The 20,952-nt window shown below is 73.6% G+C and carries 16 protein-coding genes; all 16 read left to right on the top strand.

Annotation, left to right across the window (positions count from 1 at the left end; all coding sequences use genetic code 11):
* Nucleotides 1-29 precede the first annotated feature (29 nt).
* The 16 genes from H7827_RS04990 to H7827_RS04915 all read left to right on the top strand — a co-directional run bounded on the left by H7827_RS04990 (nt 30) and on the right by H7827_RS04915 (nt 20,952).
* Nucleotides 30-302 carry an SCO5918 family protein gene (locus H7827_RS04990; protein WP_043177201.1) on the top strand — a complete coding sequence of 91 codons (273 nt, stop codon included), beginning with the start codon at nt 30-32 and terminating at the stop codon, nt 300-302.
* 804 nt (nt 303-1,106) lie between these two features.
* Nucleotides 1,107-1,445, top strand: coding sequence for a MerR family transcriptional regulator (locus H7827_RS04985; protein ID WP_386533762.1), 339 nt, complete (start codon nt 1,107-1,109; stop codon nt 1,443-1,445).
* A gap of 303 nt (nt 1,446-1,748) precedes the next feature.
* Nucleotides 1,749-4,589, top strand: coding sequence for a BTAD domain-containing putative transcriptional regulator (locus H7827_RS04980; RefSeq protein WP_432742998.1), 2,841 nt, complete (start codon nt 1,749-1,751; stop codon nt 4,587-4,589).
* A gap of 168 nt (nt 4,590-4,757) precedes the next feature.
* Nucleotides 4,758-5,093 carry a hypothetical protein gene (locus H7827_RS04975; RefSeq protein ID WP_386533768.1) on the top strand — a complete coding sequence of 112 codons (336 nt, stop codon included), beginning with the start codon at nt 4,758-4,760 and terminating at the stop codon, nt 5,091-5,093.
* Nucleotides 5,094-5,150: 57 nt separating this feature from the next.
* Nucleotides 5,151-5,456, top strand: a complete 306-nt coding sequence (locus H7827_RS04970) for a hypothetical protein (RefSeq protein WP_386533770.1) — start codon at nt 5,151-5,153, stop codon at nt 5,454-5,456.
* 53 nt (nt 5,457-5,509) lie between these two features.
* Complete coding sequence (locus tag H7827_RS04965) at nt 5,510-5,908, top strand: hypothetical protein (protein WP_432742995.1); 399 nt, start codon at nt 5,510-5,512, stop codon at nt 5,906-5,908.
* 9 nt (nt 5,909-5,917) lie between these two features.
* Complete coding sequence (locus H7827_RS04960) at nt 5,918-7,465, top strand: hypothetical protein (protein ID WP_432742993.1); 1,548 nt, start codon at nt 5,918-5,920, stop codon at nt 7,463-7,465.
* Nucleotides 7,462-7,812 (top strand): hypothetical protein, encoded by a 351-nt coding sequence (locus H7827_RS04955; RefSeq protein ID WP_386533778.1) that lies wholly within the window; start codon nt 7,462-7,464, stop codon nt 7,810-7,812. Before H7827_RS04960 ends, H7827_RS04955 begins: the two co-directional genes overlap by 4 nt.
* A 44-nt stretch (nt 7,813-7,856) precedes the next feature.
* Nucleotides 7,857-10,295, top strand: a complete 2,439-nt coding sequence (locus H7827_RS04950; RefSeq protein ID WP_386533780.1) for a hypothetical protein — start codon at nt 7,857-7,859, stop codon at nt 10,293-10,295.
* Between the two features lie 42 nt (nt 10,296-10,337).
* Nucleotides 10,338-14,342 (top strand): type VII secretion protein EccCa, encoded by a 4,005-nt coding sequence (gene eccCa / locus H7827_RS04945; protein ID WP_432742990.1) that lies wholly within the window; start codon nt 10,338-10,340, stop codon nt 14,340-14,342.
* Entirely contained in the window at nt 14,339-15,784 is a 1,446-nt protein-coding gene (gene eccD / locus H7827_RS04940; protein ID WP_432742988.1) for a type VII secretion integral membrane protein EccD, read from the top strand. The genes eccCa and eccD overlap by 4 nt, the downstream gene beginning before the upstream one ends.
* 8 nt (nt 15,785-15,792) lie before the next feature.
* Complete coding sequence (gene mycP / locus H7827_RS04935; protein ID WP_432742986.1) at nt 15,793-17,256, top strand: type VII secretion-associated serine protease mycosin; 1,464 nt, start codon at nt 15,793-15,795, stop codon at nt 17,254-17,256.
* 3 nt (nt 17,257-17,259) lie between these two features.
* A complete protein-coding gene (gene eccB, locus H7827_RS04930) occupies nt 17,260-18,651 on the top strand; it encodes a type VII secretion protein EccB (RefSeq protein ID WP_432742985.1) in 1,392 nt (463 codons plus the stop codon).
* Complete coding sequence (locus tag H7827_RS04925) at nt 18,648-19,799, top strand: type VII secretion protein EccE (RefSeq protein ID WP_432742983.1); 1,152 nt, start codon at nt 18,648-18,650, stop codon at nt 19,797-19,799. Before eccB ends, H7827_RS04925 begins: the two co-directional genes overlap by 4 nt.
* 26 nt (nt 19,800-19,825) lie before the next feature.
* Nucleotides 19,826-20,533, top strand: coding sequence for a hypothetical protein (locus H7827_RS04920; protein WP_432742981.1), 708 nt, complete (start codon nt 19,826-19,828; stop codon nt 20,531-20,533).
* Nucleotides 20,534-20,610: 77 nt separating this feature from the next.
* Entirely contained in the window at nt 20,611-20,952 is a 342-nt protein-coding gene (locus tag H7827_RS04915) for a nucleotide pyrophosphohydrolase (RefSeq protein ID WP_200363590.1), read from the top strand.

Here is a 20,952-nt window from a genome sequence, read left to right as displayed (position 1 = left end):
CTTCCCACTCCTTCTCGCTGTGAGGTCACATGCGCTGCGTCATCGCCCGTTTCCCCTTCGAGCTCACCAAGGACGGCGTGCTGGCATCGATGAAGGGCGTCAAGCCCGAACCGATCACCGGCGAATCGGTGATCATCGGCCGCCGCCACTACCCGGTCAAGCAGGTCGGCCAGGTCATCACCCGCCAGGACCGCCGTGACTTCAGCGCGGGTGAGGTCCTCCGGGCCATGACGCGGCTCGGCTTCACCTGCCGCTCTCTTCCCGACGCGGTGCCCGCGACCACGAGCGCCCCGCTCCCGTAAGGGACCGGGGCGCGGGACGCCCCCGCCCCTGCCTCCCAGCCCGGCCTGCCGGATCGACCATGTCGATCAGCGGTGTGCCGGGCTTCGGCATGTGCACATCGCGTGCACCGGCCCGGGGCCAGGGGCCCTTTCGAGCCGGTGCGGGTCGGTATTCCGAGGGCCGCAACTGTCCGGGCGCGAAGCAGCTTCGCGCCCCGGGACCGGGAAGCGGGTTTCTCACCTTCGGGCAGGCAGAAATCTATGTCGTCTGGAGTAGCTTTTCGACGGCAGTGCCGTTATGGTTTCTCTTGTAGCGGAGATCAGGGAAGCCCGGCAGACACGAACTGCCGGGCAGCAGTACACGCAGTTCGCAGGACGGTGCGGTGGTGGAGCGTCGGAGCCGGAGTTGTCGCAGGGCGACGGGGCTGACGACCGGACCGGGTGGCCCGCGGTGATCAGGGGCCACCGCGAGCGGTAAATTGGCTGAGCGGCGGCGCTTCATCCTCGGCGTCGCCGCTGCAGCAGCACAGCACAGTACGCAGTGCCCGTTTGACGAGTCAGGGTTACAGAGGGAAGAACGGAGGACCTCGGCGCCATCGAGATCGCCCGGGCGGCAGGCATGAGCCCGGTACCGCAGGACACCGCGAGCCAGGTGATCCCCGGTCACACATCCGCGATCTCCGCATTTCCCGCCCTCTCCCGGGTGGACCTGCGGAACAAGAAGGCCGGTGCGGAACAGAGGCCGGCAGATGGTGTAGCAGTTCCTTCAGGGCCCTGGTGCCGGTATGGCACCAGGGCCCTCCAGGCGTTCCACAGAGAGGCAAGATGACAGCGGACGACTCCTTCGGCCGTCTCGACGACGACGATTACCCCGCTTACACCATGGGCCGGGCTGCCGCGATGCTCGGCACCACTCCCCAGTTCCTCCGCGCCATCGGTGAGGCCCGGCTGATCACCCCGCTCCGCTCGGAGGGCGGTCACCGGCGCTACTCCCGCTACCAGCTGCGCATCGCGGCCCGCGCCCGGGAACTCGTCGATCAGGGGACCCCCGTCGAGGCCGCCTGCCGCATCGTCATCCTGGAAGACCAGCTCGAAGAGGCCCAGCGCATCAACGCCGAACACCGCCGCGCCGCCGGCCCACCCGGCTCGCCGGGCGAGGCTTGAGACGAGGGTGCCCCGTCACCCGCGTCCCGGGGCGCCGCCGTGCGCACGGTGATGGTGACCGTCCGCCGGGGCCACCGGCAGCGGGGCCGTGGCGCTCCTTCGAAGATCCGGGCGTCCCCCACCCGGCCGGGCGGCCGAAGAACCCCTTGACGCCCCACGGTTCACCCCGGTCATGGCGGAGCCGGTGGCCACCGCGCCGGGACGGGGGTGGTGTTGCCACCGGGGTACGGGACAATGGTCCGGTACGGCAGCAGGCTCCGCCGCGTCCGGCTGACGCGGCGGGGGTGACCGCTTGGGGGCTCCATGGACATCCGGCTGCTCGGTCCGCTGGAGGTGCGGGCCGACGATGGTTCCGAGATCGGCGTGAGTGCCCCGATGCTGCGCGCCACGCTCGCCGCCCTGGCGCTGCGTGCCGGGCAGGTGGTTCCGGTGGACGAACTGGCGCGGGGGCTGTGGGGCGACCACGTACCGCCCAGCGCCCGTACCACGCTGCGCAATTACGTCATGCGGCTGCGCAAGGCCCTCCCCGGGGAGCGGCTGCGCACCGTGTCCGGCGGCTATCAGCTGGACGTCCGGGACGAGGAGACCGACCTGGGTCGGCTGCGCGCCGCGCTGGGCAGGGCCCGTGAACTGGCCGGGCAAGAGCCGGACGGCGCGGCGGCCCTGCTGGACGGGGCGGTGCGGCTGTGGCGCGGCACCCCGCTGTCCGATCTGCCGGACTGTCCGCTGCGCACCGTGGAGCGGACCCGGCTGACGGAGCTGTATCTCACCGCGGTGGAGGAGCGGTTCGGGCTGAAGCTGGACCTCGGGGAGCACGGCGTCGTCGTGGACGACATCGCCGCCGCGGCGCGCGCCCATCCGCTGCGTGAACGGCTGGTGCGGCAGTTGATGCTCGCGCTGTACCGGGGCGGGCGCACGGCGGAGGCGCTGTCGGTCTACCGGGAGGCGCGCCGCCGGCTGGTGGACGAACTGGGTATCGAGCCGGGCGGCGAACTGCGGGAGCTGGAAGGGCTGATCCTGCGCGGCGACGCGCGGCTGGCGGTTCCCGCGCCCGTGCCGGAACCCACCCCGGCGGCGGCCCCGCCGGCCCCGGCCCCGGCGGCCTTTCCCGCGCGTGGCCGGGCGGCGTTCCCGCCGGCCATCGCCACCTTTGTCGCCCGCGCCGTCGAACTGGGCCGGATCCGTGCCCGGTTGAGCGACGCGGTGGCCGCGCCGGCCGTCTGCCTGATCGACGGCCCCGGCGGGGTCGGCAAGTCCGCGCTGGCGGTGCGCGCCGCCCGGGAGGTGGCCGACCGGTTCCCCGACGGACTGCTGTACGTGGACCTGCGCGGCGCCGATCCGCGCAACGCGCCGCTGGCGCCCGCCGAGGCGCGGCAGCGGCTGCTGGCGTCGCTGGGCGCCGCGGGCAAGGAGATCCCGGCCGACCCGGAGGCGGCGGCCGCGTACTACCAGGAGTGGTTCACCGGCCGCCGGGTGCTGGTCCTGCTGGACAACGCGCTGGACGCCGCGCAGGTCACCGACTTGCTCCCCACCGAACCCGGCTGCGCCGCGCTGGTCACCAGCCGCGCCGCGCTGACCGGGGTGCACGGCGGGCACCATCTGCATCTGTCCACCCTGACCACGGCGGACGCCATCACCTTCGTCCAGTCCATCGCCGAGGGGGCCGCCGAGCGCGGCACCCCGGCGCAGTGGGAAGAACTGGTCACGCTGTGCGGACATCTGCCCCTGGCGCTGCGCATCATCGCCAACCGGATGGCCGCCAGGCCCCGGTGGAGCGTCGCGGACTGGACGGCGGTCCTGCGCGACGAGCGGCGGCGGACGGACGAACTGTCCGTGGACGACCTGGACCTGCGCACCAGTGTGATGGTGAGCATCGATCAGCTGGGGGACGCACCGGCCGCCCGGATCTTCCCGCTGCTGGGCGCGGCCGCCGTGCTCTCCTACAGCCCGGAGTCGGTGGCGGAACTGGCCGGCTGCGATGTCCGCCGTGCCCGGGAGGCACTGGAGCGGCTCACCGACGCCCAGATCGCCACCTGCCCCAGACCCGGGGTGTACGTCCTGCACGATCTCGTGCGGTCGGCGGCGGCCTGGCAGGCGGACCGGCTGCCGCCGGGGCGGTCGCGGGAGGCGCTGGCCGGGCTGGCCGGGTGGTGTGTGGGATCCCTGCACCGCTCGAACGCCCCGCTGGCACTGGCACAGAGCTTCGCCAAGCGGTACGCGCGGGGGGAGGCGCGCTTCACGCAGGGCCGCACGTTCCGTTCCGTCGACGAGTCGCTGCCGTGGACGGACGAGGTGCTGGAGGATGTCCTGGCACTGGCCGACCAGTTGTCGGCGCCGGAGTTCGACACGGGGCGGGAGCTCGCCGGGCGCCCGCTGTCGTGCTTCGCGCTGGAGAGTGTCCGGGCGCTGGAGACGTACTTCGGGCTGCGGCTGAGCTGGCGGGCCCAGCGGCGGCTGTGCGAACTGGCCCTGGCGGTGGGCGAGCGGCAGGGCGATGTGTTCGCGCAGGGGGTGGCCCACGGGCAGTTGGGCAAGGCCGCGGGCCAGCAGGGCGAGGCGTCGCGCGGGATGGCACTGCTGGAGCGTGCCACGGCGCTGTTCCGTTCGCTGGGGGAGCGCGAGGAGGCGCTGGGCACGATGATGAACATGGTGCCCACCCTCGGTTCGGCGGGCCGGCTGGCGGAGGCGGTGGAGGTGGGGCGCCGCGTGCTGGCCGAGGCGGAGGATCTGGAGAACACGGACTCCCGCGCCCAGATCATCAACAACCTCGGGCGCTGCCACCTCTATCTCGGGGAGCACGGTCAGGCGTACCGGTTGTTCACGTCCAACTACGAGACGGTCACGGTGCCGTACGAGCGCACCATCGCGGCCGGGCTGCTGGCCGAGTACCACCTGGAGGTCGGGGAGTTCGAGGAAGCCGCGCGCTGGGCGGACCGGGCCCTGCGGCACGCCACGGAGCAGCCCTTCGACCCCTTCGTGGCCGCGCAGCAGCGCACCTGGCTGGCGGCGGCGCTGCGTGGGCTCGGGCGTGAAGAGCCCGCGCGGGCCGAGGAATCACGGGCGAAAGCCGTGCTCGACGATCTGAACAGCCGCGAGAACCTGCACTTGCGGGTGCGGGTCGAGGAGCGGTACGCGATCGGCTGACCTGGCGAGAGGCGCACATCCACCCCGGTCGGTTGCTCCCACCGATCTGATACGCCGCTGCTACGCGCTCTGCCTACGCGGGAACAGGCCGCGGTGCCACGATGTGTCGGAGCGTTGCGCACTTCCAGCGCGTCGCACACGCGAACAGTGCGGACAGGGAGGGATCTCATGAGTGACGAAGTCAAGCTTTCCCCCGAAGAGGTCGACCGGGTCGAGTTGATCATCGACCAGGCGTTCCAGGACATGCAGGACGTCGCGCGGGGCATCGGCGGGCAGGGCGAGGCGCTGAGCGTCGGCTACCGGGGCGGCGGTACCGCGCAGGGCGTCGAGAACTACGAGAACCTGGGACGCAACGGCCAGGCCCTCGCCGACGCGCTCGAAGGGCTGTCCCGGGACCTCGGGCTCACCTCCGCGCAGGGCCGGGAGACCGACGCCGAGGCCGCGTCCATCCTCACCCGGGTGCAGAGCGACCCGGCCATCGCGAACAACACCGTCTTCGGCTGAGCACGTCGCCGGCCACACACCCCAGCGCGATTCACTCGGACAGGAAGAGAGACCACCATGTTTGACGGAGTTGTGACGTTCCGGTCCGCGGACCTCGACACCATCCAGTCCTCGACCGCGGGGCAGCAGCAGAAGTACCAGGAGATCTGGGAAGAAGTCCGCGCCCAGTTGCGCGGACTGATCGACCAGGGTCTCGTCGACGCCTCGCTCGGCGAGGTGATCGACGAGCGGGACCGCGAGTTCCGTCAGCAGTCCGATTGCTACGACCAGGGCGTCACCTCGCAGAACCAGGCCGTCCGCAATGTGCGGGAGTGCGGCATCGAGGGCGGCGCGCTGATGCGCCAGCGGGCCGCGGGCCGCTGAGCGCGGGCCGGGCGGGGAGCGGAAGCGGAAGCGGAAGGTAACGGGGAGACGACGTGTCTGACGGCGAGGAGATCCTCAACGCCCCGGCTGCACGCCGGGCCGCCGAGACCACCGGAGGGGGCGGCGAGGGGGAGTCGGCCCGCGACGCGCTGATCCGGATCGCCTCGGCCCAGGGGCTGTTCGGTTCCGTGCCGGAGGGGGCAGCGGCCGAGAGCGCGCTGGCGTCGGCCGCGGCCTGCGTCCTGGACGCGTGGATCGCCAACGAGGTGACGGTCGAGGACATCAGCGCCAGCGCCTCGGGGGTGGCCGACATCGCCGACGAGACGGACGAGGCGGCGCACACCTTCCTCCTCACCGGCGAAGCGGCCGGAACATCCCTCGACTACACCGAGCGGATGCTGGAGGGCGAGGAGCTGACCACGGTGACCGTGCATCCATGGGAAGGGAACTGACGGTTTCTCATGTCGACCGACGGTGAATTCAGAGAGCTGCTGGTCACGATCTTCAGCGCCGAGCACCTGCAGATCTACGGTGCGGCCGGGGCGTGGCTGGCGATGGCCTCCCTGTCCGCCTCATCCGACGACTGGCTCAGCGGGGCGGCGGCGGAGACAGCGGCCGAGCCGGGCGTGGGCTTGATCGAGCTGGCCGAGCGGATGGAGAACAGCGCGGCCACCGCACAGGAGATCGCGGTGCTCGCGGGGCGGGTCGCGGGGCAGCTCCAGTCCGCCGGCGACGCGTCGGCGCAGGCAACCGAAGAGGCGCTGGTGCTGCTCTTCGAGTACGAGGAGACCAGCGGTGATCCTGCCGGATCGGACGTGGGGATGGCCGCGAACGCCTTCTACGAGCGGCAACTGGAGGAGAAGCGCCGTCTGATCACCGAGGCCGCACGCGTGTTGAGCGACCTCGGGGCGGACTTCTCCAAGGTGACCGGGGGAGAGGTAACAGCACCCGGAGGAGGGGCCGGGGGCGGCGCCGGTGGCGGGGGGATCTCCGCCGGCGCCGCGGGTGGGAGTGGGGCGGCCGGCTCGGGGGGGCCGGTCGCCGCCGCCCCTACGGGTCAAGGCTCCGCGATGGTCGCGACGGCCAACGGCGGCCAGGTCGGTCCGGGGACCTACCCGGACGCCCGGGTGCTGGGACCCGACCGGGGTGATTTCGCGGGCTGGGTGCAGAGCCCCAGCACCGGCTTCCTTGTCGATCCTGCGACCGGCCGGGAGTTCGACCCGGTGACGGGCCGCTGGATCGATCCGGTCACGGGCCGGCCGTTCGGCGAAGTCACCGAGTACTCCGCCCGGCTCTCCGGGCTGGGCACCGGACCGGGCGCGATCGTCACCGGCAGCGGGCTCGCAGCGGTCGGGGGCGGCGCTGCCGCCGCAGGGCTGGCGGGGCTCTACGGCGGCACCATGCCGCCCAGCGTCGGGCACACCGGCCCGGCGCGCGGCCCGATGATGCAGCAGGCGTTGCGTAATCTGAGTCACCGGGCCTCGGTGGCCAGCGGTTTCGCCGCGCGGGAAGCGGCCATGGGAGGCCGCCCGTACAGCCCGCCGCCCGGCGCGGCGGCGCAGCGGGGAGCCGCGGCCGCCACCCGGGTGGGGAAACAGGGCGGTACCCAGGCGGCCGGCCGGCTCGTCCCGCCGGCCTCGACGGTACGGCCGAACCCGGCGGTGGCCTCGGCGGGCCGCGCCGCCGACCGCCTGGGCGGGGCCCGGCCCGCGCCCCCGGCGCCCGGCTCGGCGGGCCGGCCGGGACAGCGCACCACCGCCGGCCGGGGCGCGGGCACCGCTCTGCGGGAGCCGGCCGCGACGTGGCGCGGTTCCCGCGCGGCGGACACCGCCGGCCGGCTGGCACAGCAGGCATCGCCCGGCGCGGCGGCCGCGAAGCCCGCGGGCAACCGCCCCGACCGCAACAGCGGCGAGAGCCGGCCCAGCCGGCTGACCGAGGACCCCTCGGTGTGGTCCTCGCGGCGGGACGCACTCGGCGGTGTCCTCGGAGAACAGGAGAAGCTCGCATGAACGGCGAGGACAGTCTGCAGTACCTCCCGGAGCAGTTCCGGGAGAGCGCGCGGCACCACCACGACGCGGCGGACTCCGCCGGAGTCGTCTCGCGCCGCCTCGGCAACGTCGGCGCCACGGCCTCGCAGTTCGGCGGGGATGGCGCGGCGGGCTTCAGTACCGCGCTCACCGCGGCGGCAGCCGACCGCTCCCACCTCTCCCAGCGGGCCGGCGACGGCCGGGACGCCATCGGGGAGGGGGCGCTGGGCGCCGCGGACATGGGTGACGAGACGGAGGCGCTCGCCGACTCCTACCTGTTCACGGCCGCCAACACCGACTACAGCCGCGGCATCGCCGACAGCATCTGACCGACCGCACCACCGATCACCGCGCACCGGGGGCTTCTTCAGGCATGGGCGACATCAGCATCACCAAGGACGACGTGGTCGAGGCCGCGGGATGCGATCCCTGGGAACTCCAGAGCGACTTCGCCTCGGACACCGACCTGGAATCCATGACGGCCCTGTCGGGCGTGTTCAAGACCGGCGCGGGCGAGGCAGACGAGGCGGGCGGCGTCGCGGCGTACGCGTCCGCCCTGGAGGAGTCCTCGGGCGCGGCGGGGGGCGAGCCGATCTACGGTTCGGCGGCCGTGCATCTCCAGAGCACCTACGAGGACCTCGGGGCCGAGAACCTGGAGAACATCTCCCGCATCCTCGACCAGGTGGCGACCGAGGCGGAAACGGTCCTGGAGGCGAACGAGAACGCCCTCACCCACGCCACCGGACTGGACTGGCAGGTCGAACGGCACGAGAGTTCGGCGAACGGCGACTACGACACCTTCGTGGCATGGCTCGGCGAGCAGGGCGCCAAAGCCGAAGAGCTGATGTCCTACACGATCTACGGGGAGACCTTCACCGGGGCCCAGGGCACCTTTCCCATGAACGCTGTCGAGGAGCACGTGCGGAAGACCCACCTGGACCTGGCCGCCTCCTTCGCATCAATCGTCTACGACGGCATGTTCGAGCGCATCGACGACTACTACGGGATCCTGCACCAGAAGGAAGGAGAGCTGAACGAGTACGGCTACGACGTCGCCGGCTCCCCGGTGGGCTTCTGGTACACCGAGGGCCGGGCGGCCCACGAGGCCGAGCAACTCGAAATCGAGCTGAACAAGCCCAACCCGGACCCGGACATCGTCGAGCGGTACACGGCCGGACTGGCCAAGATCGCCGAGAACGTTTACGGGGACCCGCACAACCCCGGCGATCCGCTCCGGAACCTCTCCCCGGAGGAAGCGGCCTACCTGGAGGAGTTCTACAACACGCTCAGCCCTGAGGCGTTCGCGCTGCTCTCCGGACAGGGGGGGCCGGGCGGCGGTGCCGACGTGGGAATGGCGGCGGAGAACGAGGCCCTGCGCAACGCCGGCTTCGAGAACGCCAGGATCGCCCTCGCCAATGGCATCAATCTGCTCACCAACCCGGACATCGGCGGCATCGATCCGGCGGAGGAGCGCGGACGTGTGCCCGATTCGATCTCCACCTTCGTGTATCCCGACTGGGAGAACGGCAACGAGCGTGGCGCGGAGGACCTGAAGCTGTTCAACGGCTTCGGCGACATCATGGGCCATGCCTCCGTGCCGCCCGCCGACACCTTCGCCACGGATATGGGCCATGCCGCGATCGACTGGCAGGAGTTCGCCCAGCTGCGGTTCTACGACGAGGACAGCACGGAGGTGGTCAACACCGGCAGCAGCGGTCTCCTGGAAGCGGTCTCCCTGAACACCGGCGTCTCGGCGGAACTGCTCAACGACGAGGACTACCGGGACGACCTCTTCCGTGCCGAGTGGAGCGACTCGACAGGAGCCGGGAGCCTGGTCCGCAGCGGAACGACCGTGCCCGACGGCGTCGATCCGAACAGCGACGAGGCCAGGAAGTACTTCGAAGCCGCCTACAACGTGCTCTCCTACACAGGGGAGCACGGTCCCCGGATGAGCAGTCTCAACGACCTGGCCTCTGTGGACACATCCGACCTGCAGCAGGCCATCGGAGAGACGACCCTTCGGTACATGGACTTCATCTCGCAGTTCTCCGACGAGAACGGTTCCGGGTTCCTCGAACCGGGTGACTCCGACGACCCGGCGGCCCGGGTCTTCGCGGATCTCTTCGGCCAGGACCACCGGTACGGCTTCGAGCTGTCCCGGGAGGAGAGGGAGAACGTCATGCTGTACATGACGGAGGCGGACGACCATGTCCGCGACGAATTCCGGGGTGGGGTCGCCGCCTGGCAGGCCGTCACCGCGTACAACGCCTTCGAGACGGGCGAGAACATCGGCTCGGTGCTGGGAGCGGTGGGCAGGATCAGCGGCATTCAGGAAGCCGCTGATCTGCGGGCGATCGAGAACGGTATGGACGAGGACACGCTGAAGACCTCGGTTCTGAGCGGCCTCACCACCGCGGCCGGTGTGGCCAACTCGCTCGCCGGGTTCAGCGGGCCGGCCAGTCTCCCCCTGACCGCGGGCTCCTGGGTCGTGGCCGAGGCCAGCCGGCACATGGTGGGCACGGGCGAGGAAATCGACCTCGCCCGTCTTGAGTCCATCGAGACCGGTGACGCGAACGTGCACTACATCGTCGCCAACGCTGCTGCGGCGGCTGACTTCCAGGGGTCATCCGACAACCGGTCGGCCCGCGAGATCGTCGAGGACAAGTACGGCACCTCGACGCTGCCCGACCCGGCCACGTCGGACTACACCCCTTCCGAGGTCAACAACGCGGTGATCGACATCCGGAGCGAGGCCTACGGCGACTACGCCTCCGAGTTGACGGACGGGTTCAACCGAGGACGCGGTCTCTAGCGCCGGCTGTCCCCGGCTCGGCCGAGAAGAGAGAACGGATACGTGAGCAGTCCCACGACGGTGTTCCGCCGTCCCGCACGGGTGCCGGCCCCCGCCGTTCCCCAGAACGAACTGGTGCTCCAGGCACCGCCCGAGTTGCCCAAGCCCGAGGACGCCAATGTCTGGATGACGGCGCTGCCCGCGCTCAGCGGGCTCGGCTCCGTGCTGTACATGCTCACCATGGGGCGCGGTGCCATCGGGTACGTCGTGGGCTCGATGTTCCTGGTTTCCTGCCTCGCCATGGTCATCGGCTCCGTCGTGCGGCAGCGCGGCGCCGGGAAGAGCCAGGCCCGCAATGAGCGGCGCGAGTACCTGCGGTATCTGGAGCGCACCCGCTCCGATGTGCGCCGCACGGCGCGCGCTCAGCGTGAGGCGCTGGAGTGGGACGCGCCGGCCCCCGCCTTGCTGTGGGGTGTCGCCGCCAGCCGCCGGCTGTGGGAACGCCGCAGCGCCGACGCCGACTTCGGAGTGGTACGGGTCGGGTCCGGCCCCCGCTATCTGGCGACCCCGCTGGTGCCGGGGGAATCCGCGCCGGTCGAGGATCTGGACCCGCTCTCCTCCGTGGCGCTCAAGCGCTTTGTCGACACCCACTCGGTCGTGCCCGACCTGCCGGTGCAGCTGGCCCTGCGCCGGTTCGCCGCCGTGTCCGTCACCGACACCGAGGACGGCCACCGTGCCCGCGCTCTGCTGCGCGCGGTGATCGCCCAGGCCGTGACGTTCCACTCACCGAAGGACCTGCGGGTCCTGGTGTGCACCCGGGACATCGAGGGGGAGGAGTGGGGCTGGGCCAAGTGGCTTCCGCACGCCCAGCACCCCGAGGAGCTCGACCACGTGGGCCCCGTCCGGATGACCCACACCAGCCTGGCCGTCCTGGAGGACTGGCTCGGGGCCGACCTGACCCGCAGGACCCGCTTCCAGCGAGCAGCCGAACCCGACCCGGACGTACCGCACCTGCTGGTGGTCCTCGACGGCGGCCTCGTCACCGGCGGCGAAGCCCTGCTGGACCCGCACGGCATGCAGGGCGTCACGGTCCTCGACCTCGACGGCCGGGCCCTGGCCCTGGCCGACGCGCACGGCGTACGGCTCGACATCGACGGCGACGAACTGGCCGTGCTCGCGGGCGAGACCCGGGACGTGCTGGGCCAAACGGACGGCCTGTCCCTCCCCGAGACCGAGGCGCTCGCCCGCTCGATCGCGCCCTACCGGATGGACACGGCCTCCCCGGTCGCCGACAGCCAGGACCTGGACACGGCCGTCAATACCCTGCCCGCCCTGCTGAACATCCCCGACCCCGGACGGCTCGACCTGGACACCCTGTGGCGCCCGCGCCCGATGCGCGACCGGCTGCAGGTGCCCATCGGTGTCTCGGCCGACGGCGGGCTCCTGAGCCTGGACATCAAGGAATCGGCGCAGAACGGCATGGGCCCGCACGGGCTGCTGGTCGGCGCCACCGGCTCAGGCAAGTCGGAGCTGCTGCGCACCGTCGTCCTCGGGATGGCCGCCACCCACTCCTCCGAGCAGCTCAACCTCCTGCTCGTCGACTTCAAGGGCGGCGCCACCTTCGCCGGCATGGCGGAACTGCCGCACGTCGCCGCCGTCATCACCAACCTGGAGGACGACCTCAGCCTCGTGGACCGCATGAAGGAGGCCCTCTCCGGCGAGATGAACCGCCGCCAGGAGGTGCTGCGGGACGCGGGCAACCTCGTCTCGGTGCGGGACTACGAGCGGGCCCGGCAGCGCGGCGCCGATCTGCCGCCGCTGCCCAGCCTGTTCGTGGTCGTCGACGAGTTCTCCGAACTGCTCACCCAGAAGCCGGACTTCGCCGAGCTGTTCGTCCAGATCGGGCGGCTCGGCCGGTCCCTGGGGCTGCATCTGCTGCTGGCCTCCCAGCGGCTGGAGGAAGGCCGGCTGCGCGGCCTGGAGGCCCATCTGTCCTACCGCGTGGGCCTGCGCACCTTCTCCGAGTCCGAGAGCCGCACCGCCATCGGGGTACCCGACGCCAACCATCTGCCCAGCGCCCCCGGTCACGGCTATCTCAAGACCGACACCGCCACCCTCAAGCGGTTCCGGGCCGCCTATGTCTCCGGCCCCTACCGCAGCGAGGATCAGGGCGGCGGCCCGGCCCTCGGCGGCACGACCGGCGTGCGGGAGTTCCCCGCCGGCTACGTACCGGTCCCCGCCGACGAACGCCCTGCGGAGCCCGAACCGGAGCGCGGCGCGGATGAGTTCGCGGAGAGCGAGGAGCTGGGCAGCACCGTGCTCGGTGTCATGGTCGAGCAGATGACCGGCCAGGGCCCGCGCGCCCACCAGGTGTGGATGCCGCCGCTGGACCACCCGGAGCCACTGGACGTCCTGCACGGCGACCTGGCGGTACGCCCCGGCCGTGGCTTCGGCAGCTCGCCCGCGCGCCCCGAACTCACCGCGCTCATCGGCATCGTGGACCGCCCCTTCCACCAGCGCCGCGACCCCCTGGAGCTGAACCTGGCCGGGGCCGGCGGTCACGTGGCCGTCGTCGGCGGCCCGCACAGCGGCAAGTCGACGGCCGTACGCAATCTCATCGCCTCGCTCGCCCTGCGCCACACCCCCGCCGAAGCGCAGTTCTACTGCCTGGACTTCAGCGGCACCCTGTTTCCCTTCGCCAGGCTGCCGCACACCGGTGGCGTGGCCTCCCGGCTCGACTCGGAGTCCGTGAACCGCACGGTCGCCGAGGTGCTGGAAGTCATGGAGAGCCGCGAGGGCCGCTTCCGGGACCTGGGCGTGGAGTCGATGGCCGACTACCGGCGGGCCCGCGCCGAGGGCACCATCACGGACGACCCGTTCGGCGACGTCTTCCTGGTCGTCGACGGATGGCAGGTGCTGCGGCAGAGCTACCCCGACCTGGAGGCGGCCCTGATGGGTGCCGCCGCCCGGATGCTCACCTACGGCGTGCACCTCGTCATCACCGGAAACCGCTGGCTGGACATGCGCATGGGCCTGCGCGACCTCATCGGCACCAAGGTGGAGCTGAAGCTCGGCGACGCCCTGGACTCCGAGGTCGACCGCAAGGCGCAGCGCGGCATCCCCGCCGGGCGTCCCGGCCGCGGCATCACCGCCGAGAAGCTGCACTTCCTCACGGCCGTGCCGCGCGTGGACGGCGTCCACTCCGACGAGGGCGTCTCGGACGGCGTCGCCGACCTCGTCCGCCGGATCGACGGCGCGTGGCAGGGCGAACGGGCCCGCCGCGTACGGCTGCTGCCCACGTCCTTCACCCTGGCCGAGGCAACGGCCCCCGACCGCCCCGGAGTCACCGTGGCGCTGGAGGGCAACCGCCTGGAGCCGGTGGTCTTCAGCCCCGGCGAGGACCCCGGACTGATCGCCGTCGGCGACACCGAATCCGGCAAGACTTCTCTGCTGCGCGCCATCGCCCGCCAGATCGTGACCACCCGCACCCCCGACGAGGCCCGGCTGATCATCCTGGACCACCGGATGTCCCTGCTGCGGGAGTTCGACGGCCCGCACATGCTCGGCTACTCCACCACCCACGAACGCTCCACGGAGGTCATGGGCGGGGTGGCCGAAGGGCTGAAGAAGCGGATCCCGGGCACCGACGTCACCCCGGAGCAACTGCGCGACCGCTCGTGGTGGAAGGGCGCCGAGATCTACGTCCTGGTCGACGACTACGACCTGGTCGCCACCTCCCGGGGCAATCCGCTGCGCCCCCTGATCGACTACCTGCCGCAGGCCCGGCAGATGGGGCTGCACCTGTACGTCACCCGGCAGGCGGGCGGCGCCTCCCGCGCCGTCGGCGACCCGGTGCTGGGCCGCATGAAGGAGCTCAACTTCCCCGCCGTGCTGATGAGCGTCCCCAAGGACGAGATGCCGATCTGGGGCGTGCGTCCCGCCCAGCGCAAGAAGGGCCGCGGCCTGCTGCTGCACCGCCGGCTCGGCAACACCCCCGTCCAGCTGATCCATACCCCCTCACCCCTCGCCCCGGCCACCGACGACACCACCCCCGGGAAGCAGCCATGAGCGTCCCCACCACCCAGCGCCCGGCGACCGTGACGCCCCGGCACGCGCCGTCCCCCACCGCCCGTACCACCGAGTTCGTCCGCATCGGCCTGGCCGGTCCCGCCGGCCGCGCCGACCTGGCGGTCCCCGCCACCGTGCCGCTGGCCCGGCTGCTGCCCACGCTCCTGCGGCACACCGGCGAGGAGCCGGGAGCCGACGGCGGGGTGCGGCACGGCGGCTGGATCCTGCGCCGGGACGACGGCAGCGCCCTGGACGCCGCCGACTCGCTCACCGCGCAGGGCGTGCGCGAGGGCGACCTGCTGTTCCTCGGGCACGGCCACGACGACACCACTCCGCCGCTGTACGACGACGTGGTCGAGGTCATCGGCGACCACGGGGTGCGCGGGCCCTGGCCGTCCTCCGCCACCCGGCGCACCGCCGCCGGGATGGCGGTCGTCGCCACCCTCGCCGCATGCGGCGCGCTGGTCGCCGCCCCCGGCCGGCTGCCGGGCTGGCTCGGGCTGGCCACGGCGCTGCTCGCGCTGGCGGTCGGCGTGCTGATGTCCCGGGCCTTCGCCGACCGGGAGGCGGGCACTTTCGCCGCGGCCCTCGCCACGCCGCTCGCCGTTCTCGGCGCCGTCCGGCTGCTGGGCACCGATCCGGGCCTCGGCGGTCTCGGCGCCGGCCATGTGCTGCTCGGCTGCGCCACCATCGCGGTCATCGGCGCCGTGGGGCCGCTGCTCGTCGGTGGCGGCGAGGGCACCTTCACCGCCCTGGTCACGGCCGGTCCGCTGGGGGCCGTCGCCCCGCTCGCCGCGGTGCTGTGGGACGCCGAGCCCGCCCGGGGCGCCGCCGTCGCCGCGCCCCTCGCCCTCGCCCTGACCACCGTGTGGCCCACGCTCGCGCTGCGGTTCGCCCGGATCCCCGCCCCGTACGTGGCCGCCTCGGCCGAGGACCTGGAGGAGCTGCCCAGCCAGCTGGAGCACGAACGGCTGCGGGCCCGGATCGAACAGGCCCGCCGGCTGCTGCTCGGCATGCTGCTGGGCAGTCACCTGGTGGCCGGTGCCGGTTCCCTGGTGCTGTTCGCCTCCGGCGGGGTCTACCCGACCGTGCTCGGCGGCGTGCTGGTGCTGTTGATGATGCTGCGGGCCCGGCTGTTCAAGGAGACCCGCCAGGCGGCGGTTTCCCTGGTCACCGCCCTGCTGGTCACGCTGGGCGGCGCCGCCGCCCTCGTCCTGGGACAGGCCGGCGACACCCTGGCGCTGCTGGGCATCGCCCTGCCGCTGGCCCTGGTCACCGCCCTGGTGGCGGGCAGCGTCGCGGTCGCCGCCGGCCGGGTCCGGGTCAACCCGAGGCTGCTGCGCGGCCTGGACATGCTGGAAACGGTCGTCCTGGTGTCCGTGGTGCCGCTGGTGCTGGCGGTCTGGCAGGTCTACTCCACCCTGCTCGACCTCAAGGTGTGAGGGCCCGGATGACCAGCGCTCACCCGGCCCGGGGTGGCACCGCGGCGGCAGCGGCACGGCGCCGGGCGGCCGTGCTGCTCACCCTTACCGCCGCGCTCACCCTGGCCCCCCTGACCCCGCTCGCCCCGCCCGGCACGGCGGGCACGGCGCTGGCCGCCGAACCGTGCCGGCAGGAGGTCACCGGGGCCGACCTGCCCGACGGCGGCCCCCACCCGCTGATCGATCTGCTCGGCCTGCGCCAGACCTGGGACCTGGCCACCGGCGCGGGGGTGACCGTGGCCGTCGTCGACTCCGGCGTGGACGCCCGCCATCCGGACCTCGCGGACGCCGTCGTCACCGGCAGCGAGTACGTCATGGTCCCCGCCGAGCAGGGCTTCGCACGCTCCACCCCCGCGCCGGAACAGGACTGCGAGGGGCACGGCACCGCCGTCGCCGGACTGATCGCCGCCGACCGCACCGAGGGGGACCGGATGTCAGGCGTCGCCCCCGACGCCGCCGTCTACCCGGTACGGGTGGCCGACGGCGTGGACCGGGCCAGTTTCGAGACGCTGGCCGCCGCCATCGACGACGCGGTGGACTCCGGCGCCGCCGTCGTCAATCTCTCCTTCGCCATCCCCGGCGACCGCGAACCCGTGCGCGAAGCCGTCGAGCGGGCGGTCGACGCCGGGGTGCTGGTGATCGCCGCGGCCGGCAACGAGGGCAACCGCGATCCGTCCCAGTCCATGTACCCCGCCGCCTACGACGGTGTGCTCGCGGTGGCCGCCGTCGACGGCACGGGCGCGCCCATGCAGTCCTCCAACGCCGCCGAATGGGTCGACCTGGCGGCCTACGGCGAGAACCTGCCCGTGGTGGCGCCCGGCGGCTCCGGCTACCGGGCCGAGTCGGGCACCAGCTTCGCCGCCGCGCAGGTCTCCGGCGCCGCCGCCCTGGTCCTGTCCCGCTTCCCCGACCTGAGCGCCGACGAGGTCGCCCAGCGGCTCATCGCCTCCGCCTCGCCGGTCGGCGGCGGACGCAACGACCTCACGGGCGCGGGCATCGTCGACCCGTTCGGCGCCGTGACCGGTATCGGTCTGGAAGGGGGCGCCGCGGCCGGCGACACCGGAGAGCCGACCCCCGGCCGTATCCCCGTCCAGGCGGTGCCGCGCCCCGAGCCCGCGCTCTCGGGCACCGCCGTCACCGCGCTGGCGGTCAGCGGCGGGCTGCTGCTGTCCGTGGTGCTCGGTCTGCTGGCGGCGCCCGCGGTCCGCCGCGCCGCCCGCCGCGGCTGGCACCCGGGACCGCTCGACACCGCCACCGAGGGACCGCCCGCCGGCCACCCCCCGCCCCGCCCCCCGGCCGGGACCCGGCTCGACTGGCTGGACGGCACCGACCTCCCACCGGCCGCCGCCCGTTCCACCGGCACCCCGGCCGGCCGCCTCCCCCGCGGCAGGCACGCCACCACCGCCCCGCCCTCCACCCGGAACCGGACCTGATACATGGCCACCACACGCGAACAGGCCGAGGCGTACGCCTACGACAACCGCCGCCGCACCACCAGCCTCTTCCGGGGCACCGACGAGGCCAGAACCGACCCCCGCCGCCGCCTCAACCGCGCGCTGGGCAGCGGCGTCGCGATCGGCGTTCTCATCATGGCCGGCTTCGGCATCGCCGGCATGCTCGGCGCGGGACGCGGCCCCGGACTGCCCGCCACCGGAGCCGTGGTCGCGGGCGGCAGCGGTGACCGCTACGTCGTCAGCGACGGCACCGTCCACCCGGCGCTCAACCTCGCCTCCGCGCTGCTGGCGGGCGGCGGGGAGGTCACCTCGGTACGCCAGTCCGTCCTGGACGCCGCCCCCCGCGGACTCCCGGTCGGCATCCCCGGCGCGCCCGACGCGCTGCCCGGCGCCGACGCACTCGTCGACGAGGTGTGGACGCTGTGCGCCGTCCCCGCCGAGAACGGCGGCGACCCGGCCCGCACGGCCCTGTACGTCTCCGTCCCCGAGGCGGCCGCCACCGCCGAGCAGCCCGCGACGGTGCTTGCCGAGGACGAGGAGGGCGCCCTGTGGCTCCTCACCGAGGGCCGGCGCCACTCCCTGGAACAGGGCATCCGCGATCTGCTGAGCCTCACCCGGGACCCCGTCCCGCTGCCGCTGCGGATCATCGCGACCCTGCCCGAGGGCCCCGGGATCACCATCCCCGAGCCGGGCAGCGGCACCGGGGACGCCCCCGACGTCGAACTGCCCTTCCCCGCCGGCGTCAACGACCTCGCGCACACCGACCCCGGCGGCGGCAGCCCGCAGTACTTCCTGGTCCGTCCCGACGGCCTGGTCTCCGTACCGGAACTCGTGCACACCCTGCTGGGCGCGCACGCCACCACCGACCACACCATCACCGCCACCGCCGCCGCCCGGGCACCGCGCTCGGCGGAATCCGCCCCCGGTGACCGCTCGTGGCCCGACGCCCGCCCCGTGGCGACCGACCCCGGCCGCAACCAGCCCGTGTGTGTCAGCACCCCGCCCGGCGGCCAGCCCGGCGACGCGCCGTGGCAGGCCACCGTGCACCTGCCCGCCACCCTGCCCGAGCCCGGCGGTCTCACCCCGGTCCGGGCCGGGGACGGACGGCTCGGACCGCTGGACGAGATCTACGTACCGGCCGGGTCGGGCGCGGTCGTGCGCGCCACCACCTCCGCCGGGGCGGGCGGCACGTACACCCTGGTGACCGACGGCGGACTGGCGTACCCGTTCGTCTCGCCCGAGGCGGTGGAACGGCTGCGGTACGCGCCGGGTGCCGCGCCCACCGTGCCGGCCAGTTTCGTCGGGCTGCTGCCCGCCGGGCCCGTGCTCGACCCGCTCGCCGCCGTGGTCGAGCAGAAGGGAAACCAGGAATGATCAGGGGATTCGGCAGGGCCCGCTGGGTGGCCGTCCAGGCCGGCCTCGGCGCGGCGGCGACCGGCGTCGCTGTCGGTGGCATCGCCGGCGGCGCGCTGGTGGGCGGCGGCGTCGTGGCCCTGACCGGCGCACTGCTGCGGCGGCGCGGCCGGTGGGCCGACCAACTGGTCACCGCCCGGCTGCGGCAGGACACCGGGCACCACGTCACGGCCGGGGGCGATGCCCCCGGGCAGGGCCACCCGGACGCGCCGTACGGGCGCGGGACGCTGGGCCTGGCCCGGACGCTGCTGCCCGCCCTGGACATCAGCGCGGTCGCGGACCGCAACGGCCCGCCGGTGGGGGTGCTCGCGGACGGCCGGGGCCACGCCGCCGTGCTGGCCTTCCCCGGCGGCACGGTGCCCTCGCTGCCGGTGGACCTCATCGCGCGGGCGCTCACCGAGGACCCGGCGCGGCCGGCCGCCGCACAGATCCTGGTGGAGCAGTTCGGGGTGCCGCCATGGGACTTCCACTACCGCTACCAGCCCACCGTCGCCTACCGGCAACTGCCCTCAGGAGGACGGCCGGTCGCGGTGCGGGCCTATCTGGTGCTGCGCTACGAGCCGCTGGACGCGCCGCAGGCGGCGCTGCGCCGCGGCGGCGGCGCGGCCGGCGGACGGGCCGCGGTGGTGGCGGCGCTGGCCCGGCTCCGGGCCCGGCTGGCGGCCCAGGGGATGCGTTCCGATCCGCTGGGCCCGCAGGAGACCGCCGCCCTGCTGCGGCAGATGGGCGACGCCACCGGCGAGGGCCGGGCGCTGCCCGGCAGCTGGGCGGGGAAGGGCGCCACCCACTGCACCATGACCGTGCCGGTCGCAGCCGCCGCCGACTGGGCCCGGCTGATCACCGCGCTGGGCGGCTGCGCGGCGGACCGGGTGGTGACGGCCGCCACCCTCACCCACGACGACGGCATCCGGGTGCGCACGGCGGTACGGCTGGTGTCCACCGTCGCCCAGCACGCCGCGGCCGAACGCGACCGCCTGGTACGTACCGGCGTCGTCGGCCCCCCTGCGGCGGACCAGCGGGCCGGCCTGATGGCCACCCTGCCCCTGGCCCACCCCGCCCGCTCCGTGTGGGAGGCGGCGGGTCTGGTCCCGTCGGGGGCCGCGCGGTGACCGGGACGAAGCGAAAGGAGCAGGCCGTGCGCAGTCAGGGGGCCACCCCGGCGGTCATCCCCGCCCAGCGGTGGCGGGACGAGGGCCGCGGCGGGATTCACCCGCTCCCGGTACGGGCCGGGATCCACCTGGGGACCGACCACGCCGGGCAGCCGGTGTCGGTGCCCGCTCTCGGCGCCACCGGCATCCGGATCGGGGTGCTGGGCGAGTCGCTGTTCGGCCGGCTCTTCGCGTTGCGGCTGCTGGCGGCCGGTGCCCGGGTCACCGCGAGCACCCGGGTGCCGGACCAGTGGTCCGGGGTGCGCCACGCCGCCGGTGACCGGCTGGAGTTCACGGAGGGCGAGGGCGCCGGTGACTGGCCCGCCCACACCCCCGCCCCGCCCACCGTGGAGGCCGGTCCGCAGGCCCTGATCAGCGATCGCCGCCGCCCGCCGCCCGTGGCGTGCGCCGCGGGCCCGTGGCGCACCGTGCTCCATGTGACCCGCGCGGTGCCGCGGCACTCGGCCTTCTGGGGCGGGGCGGACGCCGTCCTCGCGCTGGACGCCCAGTTCGCCCCGATGGCCGCCCGGGTGCTGGGCGAGGAGGCGGGCCGGCTCGCCGCGTCCCTGACGCCGGGGCAGATCGCCCTGTTCCGGCCCGCCGCAGGCACCGCGGAGGTGCTGCGCCCCGATGTGTCGCCGGGGGAGACCGCGCTGCTGACCCCGGGGGCACCGGCGGCACGGCGCGGCGGCTGAGGGGCCGCGTCCGCGCGTTCCGTACCGCCCGGGTGGCGGGCCCGGTGCCCGCCACCCGCCCGGACGGTGATAAACCCATGGGCGTGACCGACTCCGCACACCCTCACCGGATCGCCGCCCTCCAGGACCGGCTGGCGGCCTTCGCCGCCGCCCGTAACTGGGGGCAGTACCACACGCCGAAGAACCTGGCGGCCGCCCTGAACGTGGAGGCCGGGGAGTTGCTGGAGATCTTCCAGTGGCTCACCCCCGAGCTGTCCGCGACCGTCATGGAGGACTCCGAGAGCGCCGCCCGGGTCGAGGACGAGATCGCCGACGTGCTCGCCTACCTGCTGCAGCTGTGCACGGTGCTGGGCGTGGATCCGCTGGCCGCGCTCGACGCCAAGATCGACCGCAACGAGGAGCGCTTTCCCGTTCAGTGA

This window comes from Streptomyces sp. JH002, assembly GCF_050916115.1.
Classification (GTDB): domain Bacteria; phylum Actinomycetota; class Actinomycetes; order Streptomycetales; family Streptomycetaceae; genus Streptomyces; species Streptomyces xiamenensis.
The sequence above is the reverse complement of the archived record's forward strand: the minus strand, read 5'-3'. Positions and strand labels throughout refer to the sequence as shown.